The organism is Polaromonas sp. CG_9.5, from assembly GCF_035984465.1.
Lineage (GTDB): Bacteria > Pseudomonadota > Gammaproteobacteria > Burkholderiales > Burkholderiaceae_C > Polaromonas.
This window is the reverse complement of sequence record NZ_JAXCHR010000006.1, coordinates 1-12357: the sequence shown is the minus strand read 5'-3', so window position 1 is coordinate 12357 and position 12357 is coordinate 1. Positions and strand designations below refer to the sequence as shown.

General features: G+C 59.8%; 14 protein-coding genes. 8 read left to right on the top strand and 6 right to left on the bottom strand.

Translation table 11 applies throughout. The features are described 5' to 3' along the window. Window positions 1-17: 17 nt before the first annotated feature. From RCH06_RS06165 to cydX, 3 genes are read left to right on the top strand one after another with little or no spacing between them, the layout of a single operon-like run. Entirely contained in the window at window positions 18-1598 is a 1581-nt protein-coding gene (locus RCH06_RS06165; protein WP_327080565.1) for a cytochrome ubiquinol oxidase subunit I, read from the top strand. A gap of 16 nt (window positions 1599-1614) precedes the next feature. Further along, window positions 1615-2769, top strand: coding sequence for a cytochrome d ubiquinol oxidase subunit II (gene cydB, locus RCH06_RS06160; RefSeq protein ID WP_327080564.1), 1155 nt, complete (start codon window positions 1615-1617; stop codon window positions 2767-2769). A gap of 60 nt (window positions 2770-2829) precedes the next feature. Further along, on the top strand, window positions 2830-2952 hold the full coding sequence (cydX, locus tag RCH06_RS06155) for a cytochrome bd-I oxidase subunit CydX (RefSeq protein ID WP_327080563.1): 123 nt from the start codon (window positions 2830-2832) through the stop codon (window positions 2950-2952). A 90-nt stretch (window positions 2953-3042) separates the two neighbouring features. Here the strand turns inward: cydX and RCH06_RS06150 are convergent, their stop codons facing one another. After that, window positions 3043-4032, bottom strand: a complete 990-nt coding sequence (locus tag RCH06_RS06150; RefSeq protein ID WP_327080562.1) for a 23S rRNA (adenine(2030)-N(6))-methyltransferase RlmJ — start codon at window positions 4030-4032, stop codon at window positions 3043-3045. Between the two features lie 207 nt (window positions 4033-4239). On the opposite strand from RCH06_RS06150, the gene rplM reads away from it, so the two are divergent. The 3 genes from rplM (at window position 4240) to erpA (ending at window position 5590) form a co-directional block, all read left to right on the top strand. Continuing rightward, window positions 4240-4683, top strand: a complete 444-nt coding sequence (rplM, locus tag RCH06_RS06145) for a 50S ribosomal protein L13 (protein ID WP_327080561.1) — start codon at window positions 4240-4242, stop codon at window positions 4681-4683. Then, window positions 4680-5072, top strand: coding sequence for a 30S ribosomal protein S9 (gene rpsI, locus RCH06_RS06140; RefSeq protein WP_196863961.1), 393 nt, complete (start codon window positions 4680-4682; stop codon window positions 5070-5072). The genes rplM and rpsI overlap by 4 nt, the downstream gene beginning before the upstream one ends. A gap of 152 nt (window positions 5073-5224) precedes the next feature. Next, a complete protein-coding gene (erpA, locus tag RCH06_RS06135) occupies window positions 5225-5590 on the top strand; it encodes an iron-sulfur cluster insertion protein ErpA (protein WP_296904757.1) in 366 nt (121 codons plus the stop codon). A gap of 81 nt (window positions 5591-5671) precedes the next feature. Here erpA and RCH06_RS06130 read toward each other — a convergent pair whose 3' ends face one another. Together RCH06_RS06130 and RCH06_RS06125 are read right to left on the bottom strand one after the other, a co-directional pair. Next, window positions 5672-6811 carry an anhydro-N-acetylmuramic acid kinase gene (locus tag RCH06_RS06130; RefSeq protein ID WP_327080560.1) on the bottom strand — a complete coding sequence of 380 codons (1140 nt, stop codon included), beginning with the start codon at window positions 6809-6811 and terminating at the stop codon, window positions 5672-5674. 39 nt (window positions 6812-6850) lie between these two features. Then, window positions 6851-8215, bottom strand: coding sequence for a M23 family metallopeptidase (locus tag RCH06_RS06125; RefSeq protein ID WP_327080559.1), 1365 nt, complete (start codon window positions 8213-8215; stop codon window positions 6851-6853). Between the two features lie 265 nt (window positions 8216-8480). Here RCH06_RS06125 and tyrS point away from each other — a divergent pair, with 265 nt between their 5' ends. Together tyrS and dtd are read left to right on the top strand one after the other, a co-directional pair. After that, complete coding sequence (gene tyrS, locus RCH06_RS06120) at window positions 8481-9713, top strand: tyrosine--tRNA ligase (protein ID WP_327080558.1); 1233 nt, start codon at window positions 8481-8483, stop codon at window positions 9711-9713. A gap of 19 nt (window positions 9714-9732) precedes the next feature. After that, on the top strand, window positions 9733-10170 hold the full coding sequence (dtd, locus tag RCH06_RS06115; protein WP_327080557.1) for a D-aminoacyl-tRNA deacylase: 438 nt from the start codon (window positions 9733-9735) through the stop codon (window positions 10168-10170). Between the two features lie 100 nt (window positions 10171-10270). Here dtd and RCH06_RS06110 read toward each other — a convergent pair whose 3' ends face one another. The 3 genes from RCH06_RS06110 to RCH06_RS06100 all read right to left on the bottom strand — a co-directional run bounded on the left by RCH06_RS06110 (window position 10271) and on the right by RCH06_RS06100 (window position 12215). Beyond that, window positions 10271-10987 carry an ankyrin repeat domain-containing protein gene (locus RCH06_RS06110; RefSeq protein WP_327080556.1) on the bottom strand — a complete coding sequence of 239 codons (717 nt, stop codon included), beginning with the start codon at window positions 10985-10987 and terminating at the stop codon, window positions 10271-10273. Window positions 10988-11015: 28 nt separating this feature from the next. After that, window positions 11016-11510 (bottom strand): GlcG/HbpS family heme-binding protein, encoded by a 495-nt coding sequence (locus RCH06_RS06105; protein WP_327080555.1) that lies wholly within the window; start codon window positions 11508-11510, stop codon window positions 11016-11018. A gap of 201 nt (window positions 11511-11711) precedes the next feature. Continuing rightward, window positions 11712-12215, bottom strand: coding sequence for a hypothetical protein (locus RCH06_RS06100; RefSeq protein ID WP_327080554.1), 504 nt, complete (start codon window positions 12213-12215; stop codon window positions 11712-11714). Window positions 12216-12357: the final 142 nt, after the last annotated feature.

The following is a 12357-nucleotide window of genomic DNA, read 5'->3' as shown; positions in this document are numbered from 1 at the left end:
AAGAAAGGAATCCAATCATGGACTTCGACATCGTTACGCTTTCGCGCTTGCAATTCGCCATCACGGCGCTTTACCATTTTCTATTTGTGCCGCTGACGCTGGGGTTGGCGATTTTGGTGGCCATCATGGAGACGGTCTACGTGATGACGGGGCGAACCATCTGGCGCGACATGACCCAGTTCTGGGGCGTGTTGTTCGGTATCAACTTCGCCATGGGCGTGGCCACGGGCATCGTGATGGAGTTCCAGTTCGGCATGAACTGGAGCTATTACAGCCACTACGTGGGCGACATCTTCGGTGCGCCGCTGGCGTTGGAAGGGCTGATGGCGTTCTTTATGGAGGCCACCTTCGTCGGCTTGTTCTTCTTTGGCTGGGACAAGCTGTCCAAGGTCGGTCACCTCGTGACGACCTGGGCCGTGGCCATCGGCTCGAACTTTTCTGCGCTGTGGATCTTGATTGCCAACGGCTGGATGCAAAACCCGGTGGGCGCGGCCTTCAACCCGCAAACCATGCGCATGGAGGTGACCGACTTCTTCGCCGTCATCACCAACCCGGTTGCGCAGGCCAAGTTCGTCCACACCGTGTCGGCGGGCTATGTGACGGCCTCGGTGTTTGTACTGGGCATCTCGGCCTGGTATTTGCTCAAGGGGCGCCACGTGCAACTGGCCAAGCGCTCGATGACGGTGGCGGCCTCGTTCGGCCTGGCGGCGGCGCTGTCGGTAGTGGTGCTGGGCGACGAAAGCGGCTACCTGTCGACAGAGCACCAGAAAATGAAGCTCGCCGCCATTGAAGCGATGTGGAAGACCGAGCCCGCGCCCGCAGCCTTTACGGCATTCGGCTTTCCCGACCAGAAAGCGCGCGAGACGCATTACGCGGTGCATATTCCGGCCGTCATGGGCCTGATTGGCACGCGTTCGCTGGACACCGTCATCCCCGGCATTGAAGAACTGGTGCAAAAGGCCGAGCAACGTATCCGCGATGGCATCCTGGCCTACGATGCACTGCAAACCATTCGCGCTGCTGGCAGTGACGCGGCCATTCCGCCCGCTGCGCGTGCCGCGTTTGAGCAGCATGGCAACGAGATGGGTTACGCGCTGCTGCTCAAGCGCTATGTAGACGACCCGCGCCAGGCCACGCCCGAGCAAATCAGCAAGGCCGCCTGGGATACGGTGCCGCCGGTGGCGCCGCTGTACTGGTCTTTCCGCCTGATGGTCGGCATCGGCATGTTCCTGATACTGCTGACCGGCACGTTCTTCGTGTTGTCGGCGCGGCGTCAGCTCGACACCCGCCGCTGGCTGCTTAAGGTGGCGGTGTGGTCGATGCCGCTGCCCTGGCTGGCTGTGGAGGCCGGCTGGATCGTGTCCGAATTGGGTCGTCAGCCCTGGGTGATTGAAGGCGTGTTGCCTACGGCGGCAGCGGTGTCCAGCTTGGGGGCCGCCACGGTGCTGATGACGATTGCCGGCTTTGTGCTGATCTACACCGTACTGCTGTTCATTGAGGTCAAGCTCATGCTCAAGGCCATCCGCAAAGGGCCTGATGTCGGCAGTGAGGCGACGCACCGCGCGCCCTTGGCCGCACAAGTCGTGGCCGCCCACTGAATCCCGGAGAAAAATCATGATCTTGCATCAAATGGTGTCTTACGAAACGCTGCGCCTCATCTGGTGGGGGCTGCTGGGCGTGCTGCTGTTGGCCTATGCCGTGATGGACGGCTTTGACCTGGGCGTGGGCATGCTGCTGCCGTTTGCAGCGCGCACCGATCTGGAGCGCCGCGTGGCCATCAACAGCGTGGGGCCGGTTTGGGAGGGCAACCAGGTCTGGCTGATTTTGGGCGGCGGCGCTATTTTTGCCGCCTGGCCGCAGCTGTACGCGGTGTCTTTTTCCGGCCTGTACCTGGCGATGTTCGTCATACTGGTCGGGCTGATCTTGCGGCCCGTGGCTTTCAAGTTCCGCAGCAAACGCCCCGAGGCGGCCTGGCGCGCGCGCTGGGACTGGGTGCTGTTTGGCAGCGGCTTCGTGCCTGCGCTGATCTTTGGCGTGGCCATTGGCAACGTGCTGCAAGGCGTGCCTTTCCGACTGCAAGACGACATGCGTATTTTTTACGACGGCAGCTTTTTCGGTCTGCTCAACCCGTTTGCGCTGCTGTGCGGCTTGGTGTCGGTGGCCATGCTGGTCATGCATGGCGCGGCCTGGTTGCGCCTGAAAACGCAGGGCTCCGTGGCTGAACGCGCACGCCGTTTCGGCAGCGTGGCAGCGCTGGTGACGGTGGTGCTGTACGCGCTGGCAGGCTGGATGCTGTGGCGCTATGTTGATGGCTACCGCATCACCAGCGCCATCGTGACCGAGGGGCCTTCCAATCCACTGCTCAAAACCGCCGAACTGCAGGCCGGTGCCTGGTTTGCCAACTACCTGGCCCGACCGTGGCTGTGGGCGGTGCCTGGGGCGGGGCTGGCCGGTGCGTTACTGGCGTGGCTGGGTTTGCGCTTGCGCCGCGAATGGCTGACGATGCTGGCGAGCACGTTCAGCATCGCAGGCATCGTGCTGAGCGTGGGGGTGTCGATGTTTCCGTTTTTGCTGCCTTCGTCTGTTGACCCGCGCTTTAGCCTGACGGTGTGGGACTCGTCGTCAAGCCACCTGACGCTGTTTATCATGCTGGTGAGCACGACCATTTTTTTGCCGCTCATCATTGCCTACACCAGCTGGGTCTATTCGGTGCTGCGCGGCAAGGTAGACGAGCAAGCCATCAGCGAAGAACGCGGCCATGCGTATTGAGTGCAACGGCCCCGGGCCGTTGAACCTTCACCGGCTTTTTACTTGCTTAAGGAACTGACCATGTGGTATTTCTCCTGGATTCTCGGCCTGCCCCTGGCCGCCGCCTTTGCCGTGCTCAATGCCATGTGGTTTGAGCTGATGGAGGACGAGGCGATGCGCCGTGACAAAGTGGATGCACCCTGAGGGGGAAGGGCAGAACGCTACTGCTTGGCAGCTGCCAAAGCATGTCGCCCACAGATCGAATCGGATGCTTGATGTGTGGGCGGTTGCGGCTTAGCCGCCGTGGTCGAGCGTGAAACCCGCGTGGCGGTCTTGGGCCAGCAGCTGCACCATTTGTGGCAAGGCCGCTTGCAGATCGGCCTTCAGCGTGTGCGGCGGGTTGATGATGAACATGCCGCTGGCGGGCAGGCCGGGGCGAACCACTTCGCCTTCGGGATCTAGCGTCAGTTTGCTCGACTTGACGGTCAGCGTGGCATGCAGCCAGCTGCGTCCGGCTTTGGAAGCCAGCGTTTTGAGTTTGCGCGGCAAGTCGTGCGCCTCAGGGCGCGGAATGATCGGATACCAGACGGCGTAGGTGCCGGTGGCAAAGCGCTTGACCGCGTCTGCCATGCAGCTGGACACGCGCAGGTAGTCGGTTTTCATTTCATAGCTCGGATCGCACAGCACCATGGCGCGGCGGGCCGGCGGCGGCAAAAACGTTTTAAGTGCTTCAAAGCCGTCCTCGCGGGCGACCACCACCTGACGGCCCACGCCGAGCTGCTCGATGTTGCCGGCCAGCGACTTGTAATCGGTCGGGTGCAGCTCGAACAGCTTGAGCTTGTCGCGTCCGCTCAGAAATTTTTGTTCGATGAATGGCGAACCGGGATAAATTTTCAGGTGCAACGGGTCGCTGGTTTGCGCGAAGTGAGGGTTCAGGTCGCGCAGCAGGTTCAGGTAATCTTGCAGGGCCGGTGCCCAGGCGTAGCTGCTGGCGGCAGCATCGGGCGTTGCGGGTGCTACATTTTTAGGAGCTGCTCCCGCACGTGCAGCTTGCACAGGAACCGTTTTTGACGCTGAAAGCAACTTGAGAATCCCTTGGCTGGCTTCGCCGCTGGTTTCGGTGTAGTCGCCATCAAGGCGGTACAGGCCAGCGCCGGCGTGGGTGTCGATCACGGTCAGCGCCGTGTCTTTTTGGGTCAGGTACTTCATCAACGCAATCAAAGTGGTGTGCTTGAGAACGTCGGCATGGTTGCCTGCATGGAAGGCGTGGCGGTAAGAAAACATGGCGCTATCGTACCTTCTTGCACGCGAAAACCCTCAAAAATTGACGCAAGCGTTTGATTATTCATATAATCCAAGGCTCTGCAGCGCACATGGGGTTCCGCGACAGAGTTGCTTGAAAAGGCAAATGACCACCTAAGAGGTTCTCATCAGAAGAACGCCGACCGTGGAAAAGAACCCGACAAACCCCTTTTTTCGAAAAGAAAACTCATGAAAACCTTCAGCGCCAAACCCGCTGATGTGACGCACGAGTGGTTTGTGATTGACGCGACCGACAAGGTCCTCGGACGAGTAGCCAGCGAAGTTGCTCTCCGTTTGCGCGGCAAACACAAGGCCATTTACACGCCTCACATCGACACCGGTGATTTCATCATCATCATCAACGCAGCCCAGCTGCGCGTGACCGGTGCCAAGTCAACCGACAAGATTTACTATCGCCATTCCGGTTATCCAGGCGGCATCACTGCCACCAATTTCCGCGACATGCAAACCAAGTTCCCGGGCCGCGCCCTGGAAAAGGCTGTCAAGGGCATGCTGCCCAAGGGCCCGCTCGGTTACGCCATGATCAAGAAACTCAAGGTCTATGGCGGTGCAGAGCATCCCCATAGCGCCCAACAGCCTAAAGTGCTGGAAATCGCAGGAGTCGCCAAATGATCGGTGAATGGAACAACGGCACCGGCCGTCGCAAATCCAGCGTTGCCCGCGTGTTCTTGAAAAAAGGCACTGGCAAGATCACGGTCAACGACAAGGACATTCAAGCGTTCTTCGGTCGCCAGACCTCCATCATGATCTGCCGCCAGCCCCTGTTCCTGACGAACCACGTCGAGACGTTTGACATCATGATCAACGTTCACGGCGGCGGCGAGTCCGGCCAGGCCGGCGCAGTGCGCCACGGCATCACCCGCGCCCTGATCGACTATGACGCAACGCTCAAGCCAGCGTTGAGCCAAGCCGGTTTCGTCACGCGCGATGCCCGTGAAGTTGAGCGTAAAAAGGTCGGTTTCCGTTCAGCCCGCCGTCGCAAGCAGTTCAGCAAGCGTTAATTTCGCTTTCCCTGCTTCGCAAAAAAGCCGCCTGGTTCGCCGGGCGGCTTTTTTCATGGGGCCTTGCGTTGTGTGCTAAGACGCGCAGCCGGTATGGTTGATCGATTTACTGTACTATTTCCCCCATTGCCTATTGAATAACGGAGTTCCCCATGAGTGCAGTTGCTGAAAATATCCAGACCGAAATGCCCGCACCTTTTGTTTTTACCGACAGTGCGGCGTCGAAAGTGGCTGAATTGATTGCCGAGGAGGGCAACCCTGACCTGAAGCTGCGCGTGTTTGTGCAGGGTGGCGGTTGCTCGGGCTTCCAGTATGGTTTCACCTTTGATGAAATCACCAACGAAGACGACACCACCATGACCAAAAATGGCGTGTCACTGCTGATTGACGCGATGAGCTACCAGTATCTGGTCGGTGCCGAAATCGACTACAAGGACGACCTGGAAGGCGCGCAGTTCGTGATCAAAAATCCGAACGCCAACAGCTCGTGCGGCTGCGGATCGAGCTTCTCGGTCTGAGCCTCAGGCGGGCAGAAGACGCTGCCCTTGCTAAATTAAAAAAGCCGCCTGTCAAGGCGGCTTTTTTGTGCCTGGCTCACTTCATGCCGGGTACAGCGCGCCCAGCACCCGCAGCCCGACCGCGCCGGTCACGCCGGGCAGGTTGCCGGGCTGACGCTTGAGCATCTGGCGGGCCAGCCAGGCAAAAGCCGCTGCCTCCACCTGCAAAGGCGGCAAGCCGCGCTCGTCTGAGGTGCTGACACGCAGCCAGGGAAGCCCGGCCTGCAGGCGCTGCAGCAGGTGCAGGTTAAACGCTCCGCCGCCGCAGACGATCAACTCTTTGCTCTTTTTTCCATAGCTGCTTACGCCTGATGTACATGCGCAAACCGTCAGTTCAGTTAATGTATTCTGGATATCTTGCGGACGTTCGTTGGAAAAAGGCTGTAATTTTTCTGCCAGCCATGCCAGGCTGAAAAGATCGCGTCCCGTGCTTTTGGGAATCGGAAGCGAGAAGTAAGGCTCGTCCAGCAAGCTGGCCAGCAGCGCCGGAATCAGTTGCCCGCTTTTCGCCCAGGTGCCGCCTGCATCAAAGGGCTGGCCGGTGCATTGCAGGCACCAGGCGTCCATCAAGGCATTGCCCGGCCCGCAGTCGAAACCCAGCACCGGAAGCGAGCTGCCAGAAGGCGGCAGCAGGCTGAGATTGGAGATGCCGCCCAGGTTCAGCACCGCCACATGAGCATCGGGGCGGTCAAAGACCCCTTGATGAAAGGCCGGCACCAAGGGCGCACCCTGGCCGCCTGCCGCCACATCGCGACTGCGAAAATCCGCCACCACATCAAGACCCGTGAGTTCGGCCAGCAGGGACGGATTGTTGAGTTGCAGCGTGTAGGCCGCGTTCGCCGGCCCGGCGGCGGTTTGCCGGGGCTGATGCCTGACGGTCTGGCCGTGCGCGCCAATGGCCGAAATCTGGCTGGCGGTGATTCCCTGTGCGCTTGCTTGTTGCACAAGATCTGCCACCACTTGGGCGTACACCGCTGCCAACTCGTTGCCCGCCAATGCAGCGCGGTGCAGTTCGTTGTGTGATGGGGTGTTGAGCGCCAGCAGCTCGGCGCGGAAAGCTTCTGTAAACGGCTGGCTGGCCGTGGCAACAACGCGCAGCGTGTCGCCGGAGAAATCGACCAGCACGCCGTCGGCGCCGTCAAGGGAAGTGCCTGACATCAGGCCGATGGTGTAGTCGTGCATGGCGGCTATTTTGCCGCAGTCATGCCGACCGCTGGAGGCTCACTCAGCCTGTGTCTGGTCGATGGTGGCAGCAGCTTGCAGCTGGTTCCTGAAGCCCTCAGCCAGTTGCTTGAAATGCGCCTTGGCAGCGGCAGGCACTGGAATAACGTCACTTTGCTGGGCCATGGTCATCGGGTCTTGCTGCACGCCGTTGACACGAAGCTCGAAATGCAGGTGCGGGCCGGTCGCCCAGCCGGTCATGCCAACCAGGCCGATGGTCTGGCCCTGGCTGACCTTCTGGCCCTGCTGAACGTTGATCTTGCTCAGGTGGGCGTAGACGGTTTCCTGGTTGTTGGCGTGTTTGACGAACACCACGTTGCCAAAACCGTTTTGTACGCCCGCAAACTCCACCACGCCATCGCCCACTGTGCGGGCCGGGGTGCCGCTGGTGGCGGCGAAATCGGTGCCGTTGTGGGCGCGCCAGGTTTGCAGGATGGGATGAAAACGCATCGAAAAACCGCTGCTGATGCGTGAAAACTCTACCGGTGAGCTCAGGAACGCGCGGCGCAGGCTCTGGCCGTTGAGCGAGTAGTAGCCGCCTTTGAAGGGCACGCCTGTCGCATCGTTGCCTGGCGGCTGAAACCACATGGCCTGGTAGGCTTTGCCTTCGTTGACAAATTCGGCAGACAGCACACGGCCAGCGCCAAGGACTTCGCCGTCGGCTTCCAGGGTTTCATACACCACGTTGAAACGGTCACCTTTGCGCAGTGCGCGACGGAAATCGATGTTGCTGGAGAATATTTCCGCGATCTGCACGCCGACGCTGTCGGGAATGCGGGCGTCGTCAATGGCGGCAAACAGCGAGGTCTGGACGGTGGCGCTCGCCAACTGGGCCGAACGGGTGTAAGGCGCGGTTTCAATCCGTGATGTGAAACGTGAGCCGTCCGCGCCAAGTTTGCGTTCAATCACCAGGCGCTTGAACACTTGCTCGTCATCGGTCGCCCAGCGCATGCTGAGTTTGAGCAGTTGCTGGCTTTCGCTGGTTTCAACTGTTACGTTTTTTCCGGCCTGGCCGGTCAGTATTTGCTGCGCATTGGCATCGGAGCGCAAAAAGGCGTCGGCTCCCGCATCGTCGAGGTTCAGACGTTTGAGAAGCGAGGCTACGGTGTCGCTGCTGCGTGTGCTTTCGGTGCGAAACAGTGTGAAGTTGAAGTTGGCCAACGCATTGAGCTGTGTTTGCGCCGAGCTGGGCGAAAGTGGCTGCACGGCCTCAAGGATCTGGCGGACAGGCAAATCGGCGGCGTCAGGTGCCAGCGGCGCAACGCCGAAAGCCGTCACACCAGTTCCCAGCAGCAAGACGGCCAAGCTGGCTGTGATGCGTTTGGGGTGGCGGCGCAGGCTGCCGGCGACGGTGGACAACACCACGGAGAGGGTAAGGAGGCTACGGGAGGCGACAGGCAGGCGCAAAGCGGAATCCCAACTAAAGTGCGTCGGGCTGCAAGCGCATGCCGAACTGCTATTAAAAGGAAATCGATGACCAGGCCATCCGTTTTTGCCAGCGGGTGGGGGTCATCGGGCTCAAAATTCTGGCTTCCTCATCAGCAACTGAAGCGGCCTCTAAAATGGCGGCCTGACGTAGGAAAGTCGTAATTATATCTGTCGGACAATAACCTGTCCTGAAAAACCCCTTATGAATCAAGCGCTTGTTACAAATCCACCCCTGTCTGACCGTGTAAAAGCGGCGCTGGCCATCTCATTGAGGGGCTGCGACGAGCTGATTCCGCAGGACGAATGGACGCGAAAACTGGTCCGCAGCGAAGCCACCGGCGTGCCGTTGCGCATCAAGCTCGGGCTGGACCCGACGGCACCCGACATCCACATCGGCCACACCGTGGTGCTCAACAAGATGCGCCAGCTGCAGGACCTGGGGCACACGGTGATCTTCCTGATTGGCGACTTCACCACGCTGATTGGCGACCCGTCGGGCCGCAACAGCACGCGCCCGCCGCTCACCTCCGAGCAGATCAAGGTGAATGCCGAAACCTACTACCGCCAGGCCAGTCTGGTGCTGGACCCGTCCAGAACCGAGATCCGCTACAACAGCGAATGGTGCGACCCGCTGGGCGCGCGCGGCATGATCCAGCTGGCCTCGCGCTACAACGTGGCGCGGATGATGGAGCGCAACGACTTCCATGACCGCTTCCACGCCGGAACGCCGATCAGCGTGCATGAGTTTTTGTACCCGCTGCTGCAGGGTTATGACTCGGTGGCGCTCAAGAGCGACCTGGAACTCGGCGGCACCGACCAGAAGTTCAACCTGCTGATGGGCCGGCACCTGCAGCAGGAATACGGCCAGGAGCCGCAGTGCATCCTGACCATGCCGCTGCTCGAAGGCCTGGACGGCATTGAAAAGATGTCGAAAAGCAAGAACAACTACATCGGCATTTCAGAAGACGCCAACAGCATGTTTGCCAAGGTGCTGTCGGTTTCCGACGTGCTGATGTGGAAGTGGTACACGCTGCTGTCGTTCCAGAGCGAAGTCGACATTGCCGCCCTCAAGGCCGAAGTGGCCGCCGGCCGCAACCCGAAAGACGCCAAGGTGGCGCTGGCCAAGGAAATCACCGCGCGCTTTCATTCAGCAGCCGCCGCCGATGCCGCCGAACAGGATTTCATCAACCGCAGCAAGGGCGGCGTGCCCGACGAGATTCCCGAGGTCACACTTTCGGGCGCGCCGCTGGGTATCGGTGCGCTGCTGAAAGCGGCCGGCCTGGCAGCGTCGGGCGGCGATGCCACGCGCCTGATTGAAGGCGGCGGCGTTCGCGTCGATTCCAGCGTGGTCAGCGACAAGGCGCTGAAACTGCCGGCTGGCATTTATGTGGTGCAGGTCGGCAAGCGCAAGTTTGCGCGGGTCACGCTCAGCTGATGCGCCGGGTCCAGCGTTCATGAAAGCCGTGTTGCAGCGCGTGGCCGAAGCACGTGTCGTGATTGACGGCGAAGTTGCCGGCCAGATTGGCCAGGGCCTCTTGGTGTTGCTGTGCGCAGAACACGGCGACAGCGAGGCGCAAGCGGACAAACTGCTCGCCAAAGTGCTCAAGTTGCGCATCTTTTCAGACGAAGGCGGCAAGATGAACCGCAGCGTGCAGGACGTGGCGGGCGGCCTGCTCATCGTCAGCCAGTTCACCCTGGCGGCAGACGTGTCTGGCGGCAACCGCCCCAGCTTTACCGCGGCAGCGCCACCCGAATTGGGCCGCAAGCTGTATGACTTTTTTGTGACCCGGGCCAAAACGGCGCATCCGGTGGTGCAAACCGGCCAGTTTGGGGCAGACATGCAGGTGCATCTGGTCAATGACGGGCCCGTCACGATTCCCCTGCAGTTTTGATTTTTGCTATTTAATCAATAGCTGCTCATACCCGTAGAACGTGCGCAAAAGCCCGATTTGATGCTGAACACCCGACTTCAGCCCCTTCCAGTTCCTTTTTTTATCTTGCTGTGCCAGCCCGCTCCAGCATGTCAACCATTTCCTGGTAGCTGCGTGACCTGGCAAGCTGAAGCGGCGTGTTGCCTTCCCGGTCGGTCAGCTGCAGATTGGCGCCGGCGTTGATCAGGGCGCGCAGGGTTTCCTGGTGCCGCACCCCGCCGTCGCCCAGCACCACGGCTTCAATTGCGGCGGTCCAGTGCAGGTTGTTGACATGGTTAAGCGGCGCGCCGGCGGCAATCAGTTGTTTGACCACGCCCGCATGCCCCAGGTGCGCGGCGGCAATCAGCGCCGTGCCGTCATAACGACTGGTCACCAGCTTCGCGCTGGCACCCAGCGCCAGCAGCACCCGCAGGGTTTCTTCGTCGTTGGCCACGGCGGCAATCGTCACGCCGTCATAACGGTCTTTGTCCAGCAGGTTGATATCAGCACCGCGCTTGACCAGCGCCTTGATGGCTTCACGCTGGCCCGCAAAAGCGGCGACATGCAGCGGCGTGCGGCCGTTGCCGTCACGGGCGTTCAGGTCAGCGTTTGCGGCGGCAAGGCGGTCGATTTTGGCGACGTCGCCTTTTTGGGCGGCAGCGTGAAGGCCGGTATAAGCCACCGCTTCTGCTGCCGTCGGCGCGACCTGCGCCAAGGCTTGGGTGCCTGCGGCTGCCGCCAGGCCAAGGATGAGGGCTGCGAACAGTTGGCGTGCCGAATAAAAGGGCGTGCTGCGCATGGTGTTGTCCTTGACTGAACCCGCCTGCTTATTTCAGCTGATCCTTGATTTTATCGATGGCCACCAGGGCGCATTGCTCATCCAGATTGCCACCCGGCGCACCGCCCACGCCGACAGCGCCAATCACTTCATTGCCCACCTTGACCGGCACGCCGCCACCCAGCAACAAATAACCGGGGATGTACACCAGATTGGCCGCAGCCGGGTTCTTTTGCGAGCCCTCCATCATCGCCAGCGTGGTGTTTTTGGCCGATGCCGAGGTAAATGCCTTCTGCTGGCTGGCGGCCAAAGTGTGCGGGCCCGCATTGTCGGCACGCTGCACGGCACGGACAGTGCCAGCCCGGTCAACCACCGTGGCGCTGACGGCATAACCGTTGGCAGCGCAGGCCGCCACGGTGGCCGAAGCCAGTTGGTTGGCCAGTTCGAGCGACATGTTCTTTTCAGTGCGCACGGCTTGGGCGTTGGCACCGGCGGCGGCGATCATGGACAGGGCTAGGACAGAAATTTTGAGGATGTTGCGCATGGGGTTCTCCATTGGTTTGGTTCGTTGACCGGCTTGATTCGCCGTAGATGAACTTTAAGAAATGGAGAGGGATTTGCCCATTCGTAGGGCTACTCGCGAAGCTCCGTAGAAATACGGAGTCGAACGATCCTCCGCTCTAATTTCATACCTTAGACTTTTTACCAAAGTCGAGGGCCGATGAAAACCTCGTTGAAGGTACGTTTAAGAGCTGGTTAGAACCGCCGACTTCCACTCATGGAGTATTTCGATAAGAGGCTCTAATGAAGCAAATTTTGGAGCTGAAAGCTCTGTTAGCACCCCAGAAAGTGGGTAGTCGGTTCCAACCGGAAAGCCGACGGACTCGAATGCGTCTTCTATTGTTCGTCTACGCCGATCTGAACGCTCAGTGCCCCACTCATTGTTGTGCTTCCAGTAGTTCGCAGCATGATTGACGATTTCGGCTTTGTACATTCCGCCCGAATGAAAGGGTCCCTTTTTAAGGGCGAGGTGCTTTTCTACCAAAATCGTGCCGCAAACGGTTGCAACATAAGTTTGAAAAATGACCATTGCTAGTCCGACCAGATGTTCCATTGTGTCGAAGTAGCCAAAAGCATCGGCATCTTCAACATCCGTGCTCTTATCGCTCAACGCGCTCAATTGTTGATCGAGTAGACGAACAAGCGAAACCAGAGTTTGCAATTCGTGCTCAATCCAAAGCTGGGGCATTTGGGACGCCTAAAGTAGAAAAACTTGCATAATAAAAATATCCGTAGTGACCTTGCCCCCAGAAAACGTATCCCTTGCTGAGTGGTTCAATTCAGACAAGGAAAACGAAAATGACAAAGACATCAAGGGCCAAGTACACGCT

Excerpts from the sequence above, each read along its gene's own strand:
- tyrS (WP_327080558.1), top strand. The coding sequence starts at position 8,481 with ATGAATCAAGCGCTTGTTACAAATCCACCCCTGTCTGACCGTGTAAAA.
- rplM (WP_327080561.1), top strand. The coding sequence starts at position 4,240 with ATGAAAACCTTCAGCGCCAAACCCGCTGATGTGACGCACGAGTGGTTT.
- RCH06_RS06130 (WP_327080560.1), bottom strand. The coding sequence starts at position 6,811 with ATGCACGACTACACCATCGGCCTGATGTCAGGCACTTCCCTTGACGGC.
- erpA (WP_296904757.1), top strand. The coding sequence starts at position 5,225 with ATGAGTGCAGTTGCTGAAAATATCCAGACCGAAATGCCCGCACCTTTT.
- RCH06_RS06110 (WP_327080556.1), bottom strand. The coding sequence starts at position 10,987 with ATGCGCAGCACGCCCTTTTATTCGGCACGCCAACTGTTCGCAGCCCTC.
- cydB (WP_327080564.1), top strand. The coding sequence starts at position 1,615 with ATGATCTTGCATCAAATGGTGTCTTACGAAACGCTGCGCCTCATCTGG.
- dtd (WP_327080557.1), top strand. The coding sequence starts at position 9,733 with ATGAAAGCCGTGTTGCAGCGCGTGGCCGAAGCACGTGTCGTGATTGAC.
- cydX (WP_327080563.1), top strand. The coding sequence starts at position 2,830 with ATGTGGTATTTCTCCTGGATTCTCGGCCTGCCCCTGGCCGCCGCCTTT.
- RCH06_RS06150 (WP_327080562.1), bottom strand. The coding sequence starts at position 4,032 with ATGTTTTCTTACCGCCACGCCTTCCATGCAGGCAACCATGCCGACGTT.
- rpsI (WP_196863961.1), top strand. The coding sequence starts at position 4,680 with ATGATCGGTGAATGGAACAACGGCACCGGCCGTCGCAAATCCAGCGTT.
- RCH06_RS06105 (WP_327080555.1), bottom strand. The coding sequence starts at position 11,510 with ATGCGCAACATCCTCAAAATTTCTGTCCTAGCCCTGTCCATGATCGCC.
- RCH06_RS06165 (WP_327080565.1), top strand. The coding sequence starts at position 18 with ATGGACTTCGACATCGTTACGCTTTCGCGCTTGCAATTCGCCATCACG.
- RCH06_RS06100 (WP_327080554.1), bottom strand. The coding sequence starts at position 12,215 with ATGCCCCAGCTTTGGATTGAGCACGAATTGCAAACTCTGGTTTCGCTT.